The 16,954-nt window shown below is 67.8% G+C and carries 16 protein-coding genes; all 16 read right to left on the minus strand.

What is annotated here, in order from left to right; genetic code table 11:
* Entirely contained in the window at nucleotides 1-432 is a 432-nt protein-coding gene (locus KQH53_10270) for a response regulator (GenBank protein ID MCB2227050.1), read from the minus strand.
* A gap of 82 nt (nucleotides 433-514) precedes the next feature.
* Entirely contained in the window at nucleotides 515-1,210 is a 696-nt protein-coding gene (locus tag KQH53_10275) for a hypothetical protein (protein MCB2227051.1), read from the minus strand.
* Nucleotides 1,207-2,535: a sulfite exporter TauE/SafE family protein gene (locus KQH53_10280; GenBank protein ID MCB2227052.1), complete on the minus strand. Its 1,329-nt coding sequence runs from the start codon at nucleotides 2,533-2,535 to the stop codon at nucleotides 1,207-1,209. Before KQH53_10280 ends, KQH53_10275 begins: the two co-directional genes overlap by 4 nt.
* Before the next feature lie 65 nt (nucleotides 2,536-2,600).
* On the minus strand, nucleotides 2,601-2,981 hold the full coding sequence (locus KQH53_10285) for a response regulator (protein MCB2227053.1): 381 nt from the start codon (nucleotides 2,979-2,981) through the stop codon (nucleotides 2,601-2,603).
* 9 nt (nucleotides 2,982-2,990) lie between these two features.
* A complete protein-coding gene (locus KQH53_10290; GenBank protein MCB2227054.1) occupies nucleotides 2,991-3,437 on the minus strand; it encodes a response regulator in 447 nt (148 codons plus the stop codon).
* Nucleotides 3,438-3,474: 37 nt separating this feature from the next.
* A complete protein-coding gene (locus KQH53_10295; protein MCB2227055.1) occupies nucleotides 3,475-5,199 on the minus strand; it encodes a two-component sensor histidine kinase in 1,725 nt (574 codons plus the stop codon).
* Between the two features lie 237 nt (nucleotides 5,200-5,436).
* A complete protein-coding gene (locus KQH53_10300) occupies nucleotides 5,437-6,852 on the minus strand; it encodes a sigma-54 dependent transcriptional regulator (protein ID MCB2227056.1) in 1,416 nt (471 codons plus the stop codon).
* Nucleotides 6,845-9,475 carry a hypothetical protein gene (locus tag KQH53_10305; GenBank protein MCB2227057.1) on the minus strand — a complete coding sequence of 877 codons (2,631 nt, stop codon included), beginning with the start codon at nucleotides 9,473-9,475 and terminating at the stop codon, nucleotides 6,845-6,847. The genes KQH53_10300 and KQH53_10305 overlap by 8 nt, the downstream gene beginning before the upstream one ends.
* 9 nt (nucleotides 9,476-9,484) lie before the next feature.
* On the minus strand, nucleotides 9,485-9,904 hold the full coding sequence (locus KQH53_10310; protein MCB2227058.1) for a response regulator: 420 nt from the start codon (nucleotides 9,902-9,904) through the stop codon (nucleotides 9,485-9,487).
* 1 nt (nucleotide 9,905) lies between these two features.
* Nucleotides 9,906-10,319, minus strand: coding sequence for a response regulator (locus KQH53_10315; protein ID MCB2227059.1), 414 nt, complete (start codon nucleotides 10,317-10,319; stop codon nucleotides 9,906-9,908).
* Nucleotides 10,320-10,335: 16 nt separating this feature from the next.
* Complete coding sequence (locus tag KQH53_10320) at nucleotides 10,336-11,994, minus strand: hypothetical protein (GenBank protein MCB2227060.1); 1,659 nt, start codon at nucleotides 11,992-11,994, stop codon at nucleotides 10,336-10,338.
* Nucleotides 11,991-14,516 (minus strand): hypothetical protein, encoded by a 2,526-nt coding sequence (locus KQH53_10325; GenBank protein MCB2227061.1) that lies wholly within the window; start codon nucleotides 14,514-14,516, stop codon nucleotides 11,991-11,993. Before KQH53_10325 ends, KQH53_10320 begins: the two co-directional genes overlap by 4 nt.
* Before the next feature lie 13 nt (nucleotides 14,517-14,529).
* Complete coding sequence (locus KQH53_10330) at nucleotides 14,530-14,820, minus strand: hypothetical protein (GenBank protein MCB2227062.1); 291 nt, start codon at nucleotides 14,818-14,820, stop codon at nucleotides 14,530-14,532.
* A gap of 56 nt (nucleotides 14,821-14,876) precedes the next feature.
* Nucleotides 14,877-15,212 carry a hypothetical protein gene (locus KQH53_10335; GenBank protein MCB2227063.1) on the minus strand — a complete coding sequence of 112 codons (336 nt, stop codon included), beginning with the start codon at nucleotides 15,210-15,212 and terminating at the stop codon, nucleotides 14,877-14,879.
* 15 nt (nucleotides 15,213-15,227) lie between these two features.
* Entirely contained in the window at nucleotides 15,228-16,268 is a 1,041-nt protein-coding gene (locus KQH53_10340) for a sulfite exporter TauE/SafE family protein (GenBank protein MCB2227064.1), read from the minus strand.
* A gap of 28 nt (nucleotides 16,269-16,296) precedes the next feature.
* Nucleotides 16,297-16,593, minus strand: coding sequence for a hypothetical protein (locus KQH53_10345; protein MCB2227065.1), 297 nt, complete (start codon nucleotides 16,591-16,593; stop codon nucleotides 16,297-16,299).
* Between the last annotated feature and the right edge of the window lie 361 nt (nucleotides 16,594-16,954).

The following is a 16,954-nucleotide window of genomic DNA, read 5'->3' on the forward strand; positions in this document are numbered from 1 at the left end:
CTAGGCCCCGCCGGAGGCGGCGGCGCTGAGGGCGGCGATCTTCTGCTCGGCCACCGCCTTCTTGCGCCGCGCGTCGCTGATCTTGTCCAAAAGCTCGTCCAGGGGCGCGGGCTTTAGCATGTAGTCAAAAGCCCCGGACTCCAAGCCGGTGATGGAGGTGGGCAGGTCGGCGTGGCCCGAGAGCAGAATCACCTCGGTGAGGGGCCAGGCCTGCTTGATGCGGGCCAGCACGGTGAGCCCGTCCAGGTCCGGCATCTTCACGTCCAACACCACCACGTCCACCGGCGGGCCGCTCAGGCGCTCCAGGGCCTGGGCTCCGCCCTCGGCGGTTATCACGCTGAGGCCCTTCCTGGCCATGCGCCGGGCCAAGGCCTCGCGGAAGGCTTCCTCGTCGTCCACCAAAAGGACGCTTGTGGGCTGCTCGTCGGGCATGGGCTTATTATAGTTCAGTTGCAAAGCGGCCCTCTAAAATAAGTCCCCGGACCGCCCGCCAAGGAGCGGCCCGGGGCGCGGTTCAGTGCTCCAGCTGATAGCCGGTTCCCTCGAACAGGTACATGACTCCGTAGCCGTACCACAGGGTGTAGATGACGTAGAACAGGAGGCTGATCACCACGATCAGCCACTTGTCACCGATGCTCTGGGGCTTGATGCCGTAGTAGTTGTAGCTCATCTCCACCGCCTTGGCCTGCACCGTCTTGGCGAACTTGGCCTGGGCAAAGGCCTTCTGGCGGTTGAGCGACTTCTCCAGAGCCTTGTAGGCATTCCACCAGGTGTAGAGCATCAGCTTGGGGTCCTTGCCTTCGTAGCGCGCGCTGAGCTTGGCCCCGTCGTTGTGGAACATGGCGTCGCTGTCGGCCAGGGAGGAGGCGAACACCTTGCCCAGGTCGCCCGACACCTTCAGCTTGGTCCCCTCGGGAACCGCCTTGGCCCCGGCCGCCGCGAACAGCAGCGCGGTGCGCGCCGCCATGCCTGTGTCACCCAGGTCCAGGGTGGCCTCCAGCTTGGCGCCGTCATACTTGGCCGCCTGCTTGCCCAGGTCGGGGATGTAGTAGGCCGAGTCCTTGGAAATGGAGTTGTAGAGCTGATCCAGGTAGTCCAGGCCGTTGTGGCCGTGGAACACCGGCATGAAGAAGACGATCAGCACCACCACGAACACCGCCACCATGATCAGACCGGCGGCCAGCTTGCCCTTCTTGTTCTTCTTGCTCATGACACCACCTCCTCGCCCAGGGCCGGGCCCGCCGGATGGGCCGCTCGCAGGGTGCGGGTGTTCTTAAGGAAGGTTCCGATGACCCAGACCGCGAAGCCTCCGATCACCGCGAAGAAGGCCCAGATGCCGATCTGGTCCAGGACCAGGACCACGTTCTTGGGCAGGTAGAACACCTCCATCTCCACCAGCTTGCCGGGCAGGGCGAAGATCCGGTTCATGAAACCGGCCAGGACCGCCATGGCGTAGAAGCCGCGGATGGTCACGCCGGGCACCACCTTGGTGACCATGGCCCCGATCTGGATGCCCAGCAGGGAGCCGATGAGCATGCCCATGGCCAGAGTGTAGAAGATGAAGCCGTAGATGGCGTATTGGCTGATGGCCGCGAAGCCGGCGGTGAACACGATCTGGAAGATGTCGGTGCCCACCGTGGTCATGGAGCTGACGCCCAGGGTGTAGACGAAGATGGGGAAGGTGAGGAACCCGCCGCCCACGCCCATGATGCCCGCCGCCAGGCCCACGATGAAGCCGCTGATGATCAGGAACCAGGCGCTTATGGCCCGGCCGCCGGGCACCAGGCTCTGGTCGAAGCGCACCATGGGGGGCAGCTTCATGCCTTGGAGCTTCTTGGGCAGGTTGCCCAGCTCGGCGCCCTCGCTCTTGCCGCCATGGGGCAGCTCGCAGGCCTCGGCGCTCTTGCGGCACTTGAGGAAGTCGCCCAGGGCATAGAAGCCCAGCCCGCCCAGCATGATGGCGTACACCGTGGTGATGAAGGCGTCGGATAGCACCGGGTTGATCTCGTAGAGCACCCGATTGATCAGCCCGCCGCAGGAGGCCCCGCCGATGGCCCCTATGAGGAAGGTGGCCGCCAGGGCCACCGATACGTTGCCCAGCTTGCGGTGAATCACGCTGCCCATGATGGCCTTGGCGAAGATGTGGAACAGGTCGGTGCCCACGGCCAGGATGCCCTTGATGCCCGCGCTCATCAGGGCCGGGGCGATGATGAAGCCGCCGCCCGCGCCGATGCAGCCGGTGATGAGCCCGGCGCACAGGCCGATGAGGATGGAGGCGATGAAGATGCCGGTGGAGTAGAAAGCCGGGCTGTAGGCCTTCTTGCCGCCCAGCACGTCGGGCAGGTGGCTGCCCACCGCCTGGCTCACCTGGTCGGCGAAGGCTATGCCCCCCAGGATTACCGGGATGAGCATCAGCCCGATGATAACGAGTCTTTTCTTGTCACCCATGATGGTGCGGGCGTTGTTTATCTCCCAGCGCGCGTGCGCCTGGGCCCCGGCCACCATGAATTGTCCCAACCCTTGTAAGAATCTCATCTCTAGTGTCCCTTCCGCTTTTTATCGCCAGGGTTGTGGCTTGGTTTGCGGCCCCTCCCCGGGGCCTAGCTTCCTTGCGAGGCGTGGATGCGCTCCAACAGGTCACTCAATTCGCAAGGCTTGGTCAGGTAGTCGAAGGCTCCCAGGGCCATGCCCTCGCGCGCCGCCTGCTCGCTGCCGTGGCCGGTGAGGATGATGACCGTCAGGCCGGGGTCCATCATCTTCAGGACCTTGAGGACCTCGATGCCGTCCATGTCCTCCATCTTCAGGTCCACCACCGCCACGTCGAAGCTCTGGGCGCGGGCCACGCGGACCGCTTCGGCTCCGCTGCTCACCGGCGTCACCTCCAGGCCCCGCCGGGTCATGCGCTTTTGCAGCACCTCCAGGTAGCCCAGCTCGTCGTCCACCAAGAGAATCCGGAGCCCCTCGCCTCCTCGACCGCCCATGAGCGCCTCCTAGGTCTCCCGCCGGAGCGCGTGCATGCGCACCCGCGCGTCCAGAATCTTGGCCTCGTGGGCCCGCTTCTTGGCCACCGCCTCGTTGACCTTGGCCAAGAGGAGGTCCATCTCGCAGGGCTTCATGAGGTAGTCGTAGGCCCCGCTTTTCATGCCTTCGATGGCGCTTTCCACCGTGGCGTGGCCGGTGAGCATGATCACCTCCACATTGGGGTGGGCGCCCTTGATGGCGGCCAGGGTCTCCAGGCCGTCCATGCCGGGCATCTTCACGTCCAGGATGACCACGTCGGTGCGGCTGGGCCCGCCGCTGTCCAGCTTGGCCAAGGCTTCCTTGCCGCTGAAAGCGGTGTCGACGGTCAACTCCCGCTTGGCAAGGCGCTTGGCCATGGTCTCCACGAAGGGGACTTCATCGTCCACCAGGAGAACCGAGGGGTTGATATGAATCATGGTTTGGTTCCTCCGCTTTAAATCACGCCCTTGGGGGTTAGCTCTGCGCGGCCGGTTCAGGGGCCGGGGCCGCGCCGGATTGGGATATGGCCGGCAGCAGGACCACGAAGGTGGAGCCCTTGCCCTTGGCGCTGGTCACCTTGATCTCGCCGCCGAGCTTGTTGATGATGCCGTAGCAGATGGACAGGCCCAGGCCGGTCCCCTGCCCCACCGGCTTGGTGGTGTAGAAGGGGTCGAAGATGCGGGCCAGGTTGGCCGGGGCGATGCCCATGCCGGTGTCGGTGACGGTCAGCTTGACCCAGCCGTTTTCCGGGCTGCTCTTCACAGTGACCACCCCGCCCTCGCTGTCGATGGCGTCCACCGCGTTGTTCACCAGGTTCAGAAGCACCTGTTGCAGCTCGCTGGGGCTGGCCGCCACCCGGGGCAGGCCCTTGGTGAGCTCGGTTTCCAGGCGCACCCCGGCGTAGCGCGACTTCTGGCTCACCAGGGCGATCACCTCCTCCGCCAGGCCGTTGAGGCTCACTTCCTTCACGGTGGGGTCGGTCTTGCGCGCGAAGCTGAGGAGCTTGTGGGTGATCTGCTTGCAGCGGTTGCCCTGCTCCTGGATCTGCTGCACCGCCCGCTGGATCTCGGCAAGGGTCTCCTCGCTAAGCGGCCCTTCCTCGCTCATGAGGTCCTCGATCCAGCCGGCCTCCTCCACCATGATGGCCACCGGGTTGTTGATCTCGTGGGCGATGCCCGCGGCCAGCTCTCCGATGGAGGCCAGCCGACCCGCTTCAATCATCTTTTCGTTCATGGCTTCCTTCTGGGTGTCGGCCTCGGCGATGCGGTTTACCAGCCGCCGGGCCAGAAGTAGGGAGACCAGGATAATGACGATGCCGCCCAGCACGAAGATGGCGATGGCCATGCGCTGGGCCCCGAGCAGCAGGCTGAAGGCGTCGGCCTTCTCCTGCTGGGCGCAGATGACCCAGGAGCCGTTCTTCAGCGGCGCGGCGGCGTAGATCATCTCGCGGCCCACGGGATCGGGGCGCTGCACGATGGTCACCTTGCCGCCGTCCAGGGGCTGCCGCAGCAGCTCGCGCCAGGCCCCGCCGGAGAGCGCCACTTCCTGGCGTGGCTTGGTCTGGAAGGAGCCCGAGCGGTCCAGGATGAAGGCGAAGCCGGTCTCGCCGATGCGCAACTTTTCCACCAAGGCGTTGAAGGCCTCGAAATCGATGGTGGCCTTGAGCAGCCAGTCCAGGCCCATGAGCCGCTTCTTGGCAGCCACGATGAAATGCGGGCTGCCGCGCAGGCCGGCAAAGACGTTGGAGATGAAGTGTTCGCCCGCCTGGGCCTGCTTGAACCACTGGGCCGTGGCGTAGTCGGCCCCGGTGAGGTTGAAGGGCCCGGCGTAGGCCACCTGGCGGCCCTGGGGGTTCACCAGCCCCAGGTCCACGAACACGCCGCCGTATTCCTCGCGCAGCAGGCTGAGCTTGGCGCGCAGGAAGGCGGGGTCGTTGAGGGTGACCACGGGATAGGAGCGGGCCAGCACCCGGATGTCGGCCAGGCGGTCGGTGAGAAAGGCATCGATGGTGCGGCGGTGCTTGTTGATCAGCACCTCCAGATGCTCCTCCACCTTGCTCTGGTAGGCCCGGTCGAACTCGTAGAGGATGACCGCCCCGGAGAAGATCAGGGGCACCAGCGAGACCACCATCACGAACAGCACCAGCAGGCGGGTCAGGGTGCGGTAATAGGCGGCGGGCCGGCCGTGGCTTTGGGACATCGCGTTTCTCCCCTGAGATAGTCGGTTTGAGTAATGGCAAGGGCTGTGCCAAAAGGCACCATCTCCGGCTCCGCAAGACGGGGAGGCAATTTAGACGATGATTACGGGGTCTTGGCGGAATGCCCCATGTTCAGGGGATGAAAGGAAAGCGGACGCTGTCGGGCTTGTTCCCATGCGGCTGTCGGATTCCTTTACAGAGTGCAAAGTTTTCCGACAGCCGCGCGGGCAAAAAAGCGGTCAGCCCAGGTTGTATTTCTTCATGCGGGCCAGCAGCGAGGGCCGCGACAGGCCCAGGAGGTTGGACGCGTGGGTGCGGTTGCCCGTGGAGGTTTCCAGGGCCTCGCCCACCACCACCCGCTCCACCCGGCCTAGTATCTCGTCCAGCAGCTTGGGACGCCCGGCCGCGATGCCCCGGCGCACCCAGGCCCGGATGGCCTGGTCCACCTCGGGGCTCAGGCCCACCTGGCCGTTTTCCTCCTGGCCCAGCACCAGCGAGGCCACTTCCTCGGCCCCCACCGGACGGCCCCGTCCGAAGATGAGGCACTTCTCCATGGCGTTGGCCAGCTCGCGCACGTTGCCCGGCCAGTGGTAGGCGCCCAGCAGCTCGTAGGCCCGGGGGGTGATGCCCGGGTTGCGCACCCCCAGCTCACGGGTGACCCGGGCCAGGAAGTAGTCGGCCAGTTGGGGCACGTCCTCGCGGCGCTCGCGCAGAGGCGGCAGGGTGATGGGCACCACGTTCAGGCGGTAGTAGAGGTCCTCGCGGAAGCGCCCCTCCTGGACCGCCGTGGCCAGGTCGCGGTTGGTGGCCGCGATGATGCGCACGTCCACCGCCAGGGGTTGGCGGCCCCCGATGCGCTCCACGCTGCGCTCCTGCAACAGGCGCAGCATCTTGGCCTGGATGGCCAGGGGCATGTCGCCGATCTCGTCCAGGAACACGGTGCCCCCGTCGGCCTGCTCTATCTTGCCGATGCGTCGCGCGCCCGCCCCGGTGAAGGCCCCCTTCTCGTAGCCGAACAGCTCGCTCTCCAAAAGCGTTTCGGGAATGGCCACGCAGTTGACCACCACGAAGGGCTTGTCCGCGCGGGTGCTGTGCTGGAACAGGGCGCGGGCCACCAGCTCCTTGCCCGTGCCGCTCTCGCCCTGGATGAGCACCGTGGAGTCTGCCGCCGCCGCCCGGCCAATGGTCTTGTATAGCTCCTGCATGGGCCGGGAGCTGCCCAACAGGGCATCGCCCGCGCTCAGGGCCTGGGGCTCGTTGCCGTCCAAACGCACCGGTGAGCGCATGAAGCGCCCCGCCTCCAGGGCCTGGCGCAACAGGGCGGCCAGGTCGGCCGGGTCGCAAGGCAGGGCCACGTAGTCGAAGGCCCCCAGCTTGGTGGCCTCGATGGTCTGGCTGGTGGCCGCGCCGTGGTTGGCCGTGACGATCACCGGCAAACGCGGCTCGTTCTTTTTGAGCGCGGCCAGGAACTCCAGGCCGCCCGCCGGCGGCAAGGCCGCGCTGAGCAAAACCAAATCCAGGGGCCCGGCGGCGATCTCGGCCAGGGCCTTCTCGGCGTCCTCGGCCAAGGCCACCCGGCAGCCCTGGTCCATGATCAAACGCTCTAGCTTTTCGCGCAGCCGGGCGTCGGGCTCGGCGATCAATACTCTATGCATCGCGCTCTCCCGCCAGGGGGTCCTGCACGCTGTGCGCCGGGGCCGGCGGGCCCAGCTTGCCCAGGTCGGCCGCTATCTTGGCGCGGTAGAACTCCACCCGCTCGGGCCGGGCCATGATCATGTCCAGCTGGCGGGTGTGCATGGTCAGATAGCCCAGGGACTTGACCAGGCTTAAGGTTTCATCGGCATCCCGGCCCTCGGCCCGGGCCAGCAGGGCCTCGCCCTTGATCACCGCCTCCATGCCCAGCCCGGCCAGGATTTCCTCCAAGAAGGCCAGGCGGGTGCGCCGGCGGGGTGCGTCCGCGGCTCCGCCCCTAAAGCAGAAGCTCACGAAGTTGCCCCCGGCCTGCCCCCCGGCCTCGGCCTCCAAGGAGGAAAAGTGAAAACCCAGCTGGGACTGCATGTTCATGAAGGTGTCGGTGATCAGGAAGTAATTGCGCTCGGCCAGGCGGCCCTTGGCCCCGCCGCCCAGGCTGGGGCTGGCCGTGGCGGTGAACATCACCGAGGCCATGCCCGCCGCGTCCAGAGCCGGCGGCCCGTCCCAGGGCACCTCGGTGAGCCCCTCCCACAGGGCCAGGAAGGGCGCGCACCAGATCTCTTCCAGGCGCACGTACTTGCCCTGGCTTTCGCCGCTGAGGCCGCCGCCCAGGTCCAGCACCCACCATTGCATGGGCACCTGGTAGTGCAGCTGGCGGGCGGCGTGCAGGGGGAAGTGCTCCTTGGCCGCCGCGCTGAACATCTCCTCCACCGCCTTCTGGTGGCAGAAACGGGTGAGGTCGTGCAGGGTGTGGCAGGCTTCGGGGATGAAGCCCGCGCCCTCGGGATCAACCAGGTTGAGCGGGGCGCACAGGGCCAACGCCTTGTTCAGCACCCGGCGGGTTGGGGTGTCTGGTTGGCCCTCGGCCAGGGGCTCGCGGCCGGGCAGGGCCAGGCGGCCCGCGTAGACCGCGCGTCCGCTGGCGTCCACCGTGACCTCCGCGTCCGGGGCCAGCTCGCGGGCCGATGGCCCCAGGCCCAGGAGGGCGGGCACCGCGAACTCGCGGGCCACGCTGGCCAGGTGACCGGCCACCCCGCCGCGCACCGAGACCAGCGCCGCCGCACGGCTGAGCAAGGGAGCCCAGCGGGGCAATGGCTGCTCCACGGCCAGCACCTCGCCCTGGCTGAAGGCCACCGCGTCGCCGCCGGTGAGCACCCAGCGCAGCGGTCCGCCTCCCGCGCCCGGGCTGGCGCAGACTCCGCCGGTAAGCAGGCGCTTTTCCTCGGCCCCCACGGGCAGCTCGGCCTCGGTCCCTGCCGTGGGGCGGGGCAAGGGGCGGCATTGCAGGATGACCAGCCGCCCCGCCGGGTCCAGGGCCCATTCCACGTCCTGGGGCCCGCCGTAGTGCTGGTGCAGCTTGCGGGCCAGGGCCGCCAGCTCCAGGATCTTGTCGTCGCTCAACGAAGGCGCGGCCGCCTCAGCCTCGTCCAGGCCCTCGGGCAGCACGCCTTCCTCGGGCTGGCACACATAGCGGCGCGGCTTGATGGCCACCCAGCTGGCGGCCAGGCGCGGCGGGGAGCCGGGCTCCACCGCAAAGGAGTCGCAATCCCAGGAGCCGTCCACCACCGCCTTGGGCAGGCCCCAGCAGGAGTTGATCAGCACCCGTTGGTGCTCCGGGTCCAGGGGATCGGCGCTGTAGGCCACCCCCCCGGCCACGGCCGGGATCATGGCCAGGCAACCCACGGCCATGGCCGCGTCCTCGTCGATGAGGCCCATGCGGCGGCGATAGGCCACCGCCGCCGGGCCGTAGAGGCTGGCCGCCACCGAGAGATAGGCCTCCTGCCAGTGGGCCGGGTCCACGTTGAGCTCGCTGGCAAACTGCCCGGCAAAAGAGGCGCCGGGCGCGTCCTCGCCCTGGGCGCTGGAGCGCAGGGCCAGCCTGAGCGGCGCGGGGGCCTCGGCCCGGAGCGCCTCCAGGCCGCGCTCCACCGCCTCGCTAAGTTCGCACGGTATCTCGGCGGTGGTGAACAGGCCCTGGATGCGCGAGCACACCGCCAAGAGCCTGTCGGTCTGCTCCAGGTCCGCGCTTTGCAGCAGGCGGGCGATTTCCTCGGGCAGGCGGTTGTGCTCGGCCAGGCGGCGAAAGGCCACGGTGGTGATGACCATGCCCGGCGGCACCGGCAGGCCCAGGCCCCCGGCCAGGGAAGACAGGGCGGCCATCTTGGGTCCGGCCAGGGACTCGTCCGCCGCGCTCTCTTGGCCCAGGGGCACCACCAGCGGCCCCTCGCCTGGCGCTGCCTCGGGGCCCAGGGCCTGATCCACTTGGCCGCGCACCTTGGCAAAGGCCTCGGCCAGGCCGGGGTAGCGGTCCGGAGCCAGGGCGTTCAGGCCCTGGATCATGCGGTACACGCTGACCACGGTGGCCGTGGCCCGCCCGCGCACAAAGGCCATGCTGGGGCTGTGGGGCCCGGCCTGAGCCTGCTCCATCTCGGCGATGGCCTCCAGGGCGCGCTGGTTGGCGGCCAGCAGATCGCGGAAGCAGCTATAGCGGGCGGAAAACTCCGCCCGCAGCCGCCGGGCCGTGTCCTGGTCCGGCGGCGGGGAGCCCTGGGCGAACCAGCGCCGAAAATGCTCCACCAGGTTCATGGCACGGCCTCAGATGCCCTCGCCCGCGCCATGCTCGGCCGCGTCGATCTCTCCCACCACCCGGCGCCGGTCAAAGGCCTCCATGACCCGCTCGATGAGCTCGTCCAGCTTCACCGGCTTGATCAGGTAGTCAAAGGCCTCCAGGGCCAGGCCCTCCACCCCGGACTCCACCGAGGCGTGGCCGGTCAAGAGGATCACCTCCACCCTGGGGTGGCGTTTCTTGATCTCGCGCAGGGTGTCGATGCCGTTCATGCCCGGCATCTTCACGTCCAAGACCACCACGTCGGCGGGCTCGCGGGCCAAGTGCTCCAGGGCGGCCTCCCCGCTGGTCACTCCGCTGGCGTCCACCATGCGGCGCTTTAGGCGGCGCACCAGGGACTCCAGGAAGTCCACCTCATCGTCCACGATAAGAACCTTGAATGCAGTCATCTCACTCTCCTTGGACCGGGGCGCTGCCCGGCTCCCCGTCCTCCCCGCCCCGGCGGCAGGCCTCCTCGATGCAGCGGATCAGCTCCTCGATGGGGGTCGGCTTGATCAAGAATTCAAAGGCCCCCAGTGCCAGGCCTTCCATGGCCGCGCTCACCGAGGCTCGGCCGGTCAAGAGGATCACCTCCACCCCGGGGTGCAGGCGCTTGAGGTGCCCCAGGGTGGCGATGCCGTCCAATAGCGGCATATCCACGTCCAAGACCACCACTTCCGGGCTCCAGTCCTCCACGATGCGCAGGGCCTCCCAGCCGCCATAGGCCGGACGGGCCCACAGGCCGCGCAGCTCCAGGCGCTCGGCCAGGGCGGCGGCGAACTCGCGGTCGTCGTCCACGGTGAGGACCTTGATGGTTCTATGCATGATCATGGCTGTCGCCTTACGGGGCCTCGGGGGCCCGGTTGGGCAGGCGGATGACGAACACCGCGCCCATGCCCGGCTTGCTCTCCAGCTCCAGGGAGCCGCCCAGGCGTTGCATGATGGCGTGGCTGATGGACAGGCCCAGTCCGGTGCCCTGCCCCGGTGCCTTGGTGGTGAAGAACGGGTCGAAGATGCGCTCGGCCAGGTCGCGGGGCACGCCCGGCCCGCTGTCGCAGACCCGCACCGCCAGCTCGTTACCCTCCACCCCGCTGGTCACGCGCACCCAGCCGCCCTGGCCCGCCGCGTCCAGGGCGTTGTTGATCAGGTTGAGCGCCACCTGCTGGAGCTGGGCCCGGTCGCTCTGCACCAGGGGCAGGGCCGGGTCGAGCATCAGCTCCACTCGCACGTTGTTGAACAGGGCGTCCTTTTCCACGAAGGAGTAGGTCTCGCGGATCAACTCATTGACGTCGGTGCTCTCCAGGTGGGGTTCCATGCGCCGGGCGAACTTGAGCATGCGGTGGGTGACGTTGCGGGCCCGCTCCACCTGGTTCTGGATGCGCCCCAGGTTCTCGCCCACCACCTCGCCTTCCTCCAGTTTGGCCAGCTGCTCGGCGTCCAGGATGTCCTGGGCCTCGCCGGCCAGCTCGCTGATGGCGGCCAGGGGGTTGTTGATCTCGTGGGCCACCCCGGCGGCCATGCGCCCCAGGGAAACCAGACGGGCCGAGTGGGCCAGCTGGGCGTCCAGGGCGGCGCGCTCGGCGTCGTTGGCCTCCAGCCGCCGTATGAACAGGCGCACCATGATCAGCACCGCCGCGATGATGAACAGGCTGGCCAGGCCCAGCACCCCCAGCTCCACGTTGCGCGCCAGGTTCAGCGGCCCCAGGATCTCCTTGGGGTTCTGGTCGATGACCAACAGCCAGTTGCCGTGCTCCAGAGGGGCGCAGGCGCGGATCACTTTGTCGCCCGCCGCGTTGACCCGCTCCTTCACGGTTATACCCGGCGGCACGGCGCGCAGGTCCAGATCGGCCTTGTCCATCACCTTGCCGCCCAGGCGCGAAGGCGTTTGCAGGCGGCCCTGCTTGTCCACGATGTAGGCGTCGCCGGTCTGGCCCACCTGGGCGGTGCGCACCAGGCGGTTGAACACGTCCGAGTCGATGGTGGCCCGCAGCACCCAGCTCTCGCCGCCGTTGTCGTGCTTTACCGCGATGACGAAGTGGGGCACCTGGCGATAGCCCAGGAACACGTCGCTGATGTACACGCCCTTGAGCATGGCTTGCTGAAACCAAGGGGCGTCGCGGTAGTTTTGCTGCTTGAGCAGATAGGGCCCCACATAGGCGCGGTGGTCGCCGTTTGCGTCGATGATGCCCAGGTCCACGAAAGACCAGGAGCGCCGGTTCATTATCGAAAGCAGGCGGCTCAGGGCGGCCTCGTTGCTCAGCTGGGTCAGGCGGGCCGAGTGGGCCAGCACCTCCAACAGAGCGGTGCGTTCGGCCAAAAACAGCTCGATGGCGCTGGCCCGGTTCAGGGCCCGGATGCGCAGCTCTTCCTTGAGCGTCTCGGTGTTGGCGTAGTTGAAGTAATAGTAGAGGCTCAGGCCCAGGCCGTTGAGGGGCAACAGCGCCACCAGCAGGGCCACCACGGTCATGCGGCGCGAGAGGTTGGCATAGGGGTGGTTCATGCGCCTTCCCCTTGCTGGCTGGGGTCCAGGTTGTAGTTCTTGGCGGCAAAGGCCCGGGCCAGCCAATCCACCATGGGCCGGCCGCTCATGAGCATGTCCATCTGGCGGGTGAACAGGATGAGGCGGCCCAGCTCCTCCAGGATGGCGGCGGTGGACTCGGCGGGGTGCTTCTTGAGGAAGGCGCTCACCTGGTCGCCCTGGCACTCCACGCTGAAGCCCAGCTCGCTTAGCAGGCGCTCGATAAGCTCGCAGCGCAGACGGCGGCGGTCCTCGGTGGCCGCGCCGCCGTGGAAGCGGAAGCTGATGTAGTTGTCGTTCTGCTGGGGACCGCAGAAGCTGTCCAGGGCGGTGTAGTGGTAGCCTACCCGGCAGTTGAAGTTGAGATACTCCGCGCTCACGATGGCGTAGGCCCTCTGGCCCATGTCCCTGAGGCCGCCGCTGCCGTTTGGCGGGTTGAGCAGGGTGCCGCTGAACACCGAGGCCAGGCCCTTGGCGCTGATGGGCCGGGGCTTGGCCCAGTCCACCGCCGGGTCGGTGAGGCCCCGGATGAGGGCCGCGCCCGGCGCGCTGAGTACCTGTTCCGGGTCCACCGCCTTGCCGCCCGCGCCGTTCAGGCCGCCGCCCAGATCGATGAGCCACAGCTCGAAGGGCAGGCGCGCCTCCAGGCGGCGGGCCTCGCCGCCGGCCTGCTGGCCCACCAGATCGCCCAGGCGGAACATCTCCTTGAAGCTCATCTCGTGCACCAAGCGGATGATGTCGTGGAAGGTGAGGCAGTGCCCCGGCGTGAAGCGCGGGCTGCGCGGGTCGGTTAGGTTGAGCTTGGTGATGAGCCCGGCGGCCTGGTGCCACTCCGGCTTGGGCAGTGGCCGCTCGCGGCACACCGTGGCCTCGGTCCGGCCGCCCAGGAGCGCCTCCACCCGCCCGGCGTAAACCCGCTTGCCGCCGGCGTCCACGGTGACCACCTGCCCCGGCGCAATTATCCGCGTGGCGTTGCCCGTGCCCACCAGGGCGGGCACGCCCATCTCGCGGGCCAAGGAGGCCAGGTGCCCAGCCGCTCCGCCCACGTCGGTGATCACCGCCGCCGCGCGGGCCAGGGCCGAGGCCAGCACCGGCGAGGTGTTCTTGGCCAGAAGCACCGCGCCGGTGGGGAAGGCGGGCAGGTCTTTTTCGTTGCCCACCAGCACCACCGGGCCGCTGCCCGCGCCGGGGCGCGCAGTCTGGCCGCCCTCCAAGAGGGGCTGCTGACTCACTTGCGGAGGCGGTGCCTGAGCGGCCAGCACCTGCAAGGGCCGCGACTGCAGGATCATCATGCGGCCCGTGGGGGTAAGGGCCCACTCCACGTCTTGGGGACAGGTGAAGCGCTCCTCCAGGTCCAGGCCCATGCCGGCCAGTTCCAGAGCCTGCCCCTCGCTCAGGGGAGGGGTGCTGTCGGCCGGGCCGTTGGCCGCAAAGTCCAGGAGCATGGGCGGCCGCTCCCGCTCCAGGCTGTAGATGTCCGGGTCGGCCGAGCCGTCCACCAGCTTGGCCCCCAGGCCACGCACCGCGCTAATGAGCAGGGGGCCTTTTCCGCCGCCCAGGGGGTCGGTGGTGTACATCACCCCGCTGGCCTGGGGCGCCAGCATGGGCTGCACCAATACGGCCATCTCCGCGTCCTGGTCCAGCAGGCCGCGCTGGCGGCGGTAGACCACCGCCTCGGGGGCGTAGAGCGCGGCCACCACCTCGCGGTAGGCCTGGGCCACGTCGCCGGGCGGCACCTGGAGCACGCTGCGGTAGAGCCCGGCAAAGGAGCTGGAGGTGTCCTCGCCCACCGCGCTGGAGCGCAGGGCCAAGAGTCCCCCGTTGCCCGCGGCGGCCAGGGCGCGGGCGGCCCGGGTCAGCTCCTGTTCCAGCTCGTCCGGCAGGGACGCGGCCAGCACCTTGCGTTGCAACAGGCGGCTGAAGGCCTCCACCTCGCCGGGGCCCGAGCCCTCCATGAGCATCAGGGCCTGGCGCAACTGGCCGCCCAGGCCGGTGTGTTCCATGAAGCGGCGGAAGGCGGTGGTGGTGACCACGAAGCCCGGCGGCACCGGCAACCCGGCCGTGATCAGCTCGGCCAGGTTGGCCGCCTTGTTGCCCGCCAGATGGGCCGAGCCCGCGGGCAGGCTCTCCAGGGGAGCGATGAGTTCATCGCCACCCCGGCCGCCGCCCTCTTCCAAAATCGTGTCGATCTTGCCCCGGATGTTGTTGAACACCGGCATGAGCGTCTGGTAGCGCCCACCGGAGATGCTGTTCAGGTGGCGGATCATCTTGTAGACCTTGGCGCTGGCGGCGATGTAGCGGCTGCGCAGGAAGTCCAGGCCCACCTGCCCGCCCTCGCCCAGCTGCTGCTCGATCTCCGCGATGATGGCCAGCACCTCGTTGTTGGCCCTCAGCAGGTACTTGAACTCGCGGAAGCGCAGCTTGAGCTCGCCGGGGGGAGTCTGGTCCGCCCCCTTCTTGTGGCCGCCGCCTCGGCCCAGCAATCTGCTCAAGCGCTTGACCATGATCCGCGCCTCGCTAGTCGTCGCGCCGCTCGGGGCGCACCGAGGTGCCCAGAGCGCCGAAGAGGTTCACCGGCCGCCAGGGCTGACGGGCGGCCTCCTCCGGAGAAACCTTCTGCTTGGGGGCCCACCTTTTCAGCGCGATGCGCGTGCCGATGATGGTGGGGATGGCGGTGGGCAGAAACACCTGGAGGAACCGCCAGGAAATCTCGGCCCGGTCGAAGTGGGCGTACCAGATGGCCACGGTCAGCTCGGCCAAGAGCAGCACGTCCATCATCAACAGGATCAGGCCTCGGCGAAAGTCCATGGGTAGCTCCTAGGGTGCCTCCCCCGGCCCGCTGCCGGGCGCGGGGGAGGGTTCGCTCACTTCTTGCGCAGGTCCTGCTTGGTCAGGTTCATCACCTTGATGGCCACCAGCTTCTTGCCTTCGGCAAAGTAGGCCACCCGGATCATGTTGCCCTTTTCCGGCGCCAGGCCCACCTTGGCCCGGGAGATGTCGAAGGTGGCCGAGGCCCCCTTGACCGGGTTGAGCTTGGGCTGCGAGTTGGCCAGGGTCAGGGTCTTGCCGCCCGCGTCCAGGGCCAGGCAGGCGCCCTCGTAAACCTGGGATTCCTTGCCGCCGTCGCCCAGACAGCCGCTCAGGAGCAGGGAGGCCGTCAGCAGCAGGGCCAATAGGGCCGCTATTCTTTTGGCATTCATTACCCAGCCTCCTTGCTAGGCCGCCGAACCGGCTGAGCCGTTCATGCGCTTTTGACGCAGCTCATTGGCCGCGCCCCGGAACATGATGGTCATGATGTAGACGCAGATGATGCTGATGGCGCCCAGGATGATGACCGTGGCCGGAGCGACGATGTTGAACTGCTTGAGGATGATGGAGACCATGCAGGCCAGCACCGCGCAGCCGAACATCAGGCGGATGCCGTAGCCGTTGGCGTACTTGGTGGCCACGGTGCCGATCTGGGCCCCCACCGCCGCGCCGCAGAGCATGACGAACACCGCCACCAGCTCGATGCGCCCCTTGAGGCTGTAGGTGAAGGCTCCGTACAGGCCGCTGATCATCACCTCGAACAGGTCGGTGCCCACCGCCACGTGGGTGGGCGCGCCGATGAAGTAGACCAGGGCGGGCATACGCAGCAGTCCGCCGCCGATGCCCAGGAAGCCGGCCAGCACGCCGGTGATGAAGCTCACCAGCACCGGCAGCCACATGGAGCAGTGGATGCCCGCCACCTTGAAGTGCATCATGGGCGGGATGTGGATCTTGTGCAGGGCCGGGGCCCAGTTCACCCCGCCGGTGGCGCCGGTGTGGCTGGGGTCGTCGCTCTTGGTCTTGCTGCTCACCGCCTTGAAGTAGTCGTAGAAGACCATCAGGGCGATGAGCGCCAGGAACACCACGTACACCCAGCGCACCACGGGCCCGATCTTGCCCACGCGCTCCAGGACCATGACGATCTGGGCGCCCAGCTCGATGCCGGCCATGGTGCCGATGAGCATGATGAATCCCAGTTTGTAGTCGACATTGCCGAACTTGGAATGCCGCATGGTCGAGATCATCGACTTGCCCGCGATGTGGGCGATGTCGGTGCCGATGGCGAAGGCCATGGGGAAACCCAGGATGTTGAGCCCCGGGGTAACCATCCAGGCTCCGCCCATGCCGAAGAAGCCACCGATCACCCCCACCGCGTAGCCGATCAACAACAGCCCGGGCCAGAAGATGTCCACTCCGGCGATGGGCATGTGCATGTATAGCCAATCCATGTCTGTTTCTCCTTGGAGGCTCCCCGGCCTAGTGCTCGACGTGCCCGGCGCTCTTGCCCAGGTCCAACCCGATGCGGCTCATGATCACGTCCATAATCAGCCCCAACCCCACGCCCAAGACCGAGGTGAGCACCACGGCCCAAGTGGCGAAGAGCCACATGTCCTGGTTGTAGAGGGTGGCCAGGTACCAGTTGAAGCCGTCCAAGGCGCGGGTGTCGGCCACCACCACCAGGTCGGTGGCCTTGCCTCCGGCGGCCCAGGCCCAGGCGGGGGTGAGCCCCACCAGAGCCGCGATCAGGCCGCCCGCCGTGAATGTCCTTTTCATATCCCTTCTCCCTGATTTGACCTATCGCTTCCGGTTGCTTGAGAGTTCCCTCGTTTCCCTCTCCCCCGGCGGGGAGTTTGCTCCGTCGGTTATCAGTTAAAACCGAAGCGGCAAATAAATAAATAAGGGGGTCTCCTCAAAGGCAATGGGGATCGGGCCTAAATCGCATTAGGGCGATTTACCCAAGCATTCATGAGGCTGATATGAAAGTGCAAGACGCAAAAGACTGGACCGCGCTGGGCGGGCGGCGCCCGCGTCGCGGTGGGTCTGGGGGCCCGTTGCCCAGGCGGCAAGGGGCTTTTGGCGGGGCGGCCGGAGGGGGGCCTCCGGCCGCCCGAGCGGGTCTTGGTCCGGGCCGGCC

The organism is Desulfarculaceae bacterium (genome assembly GCA_020444545.1).
Classification (GTDB): domain Bacteria; phylum Desulfobacterota; class Desulfarculia; order Desulfarculales; family Desulfarculaceae; genus Desulfoferula.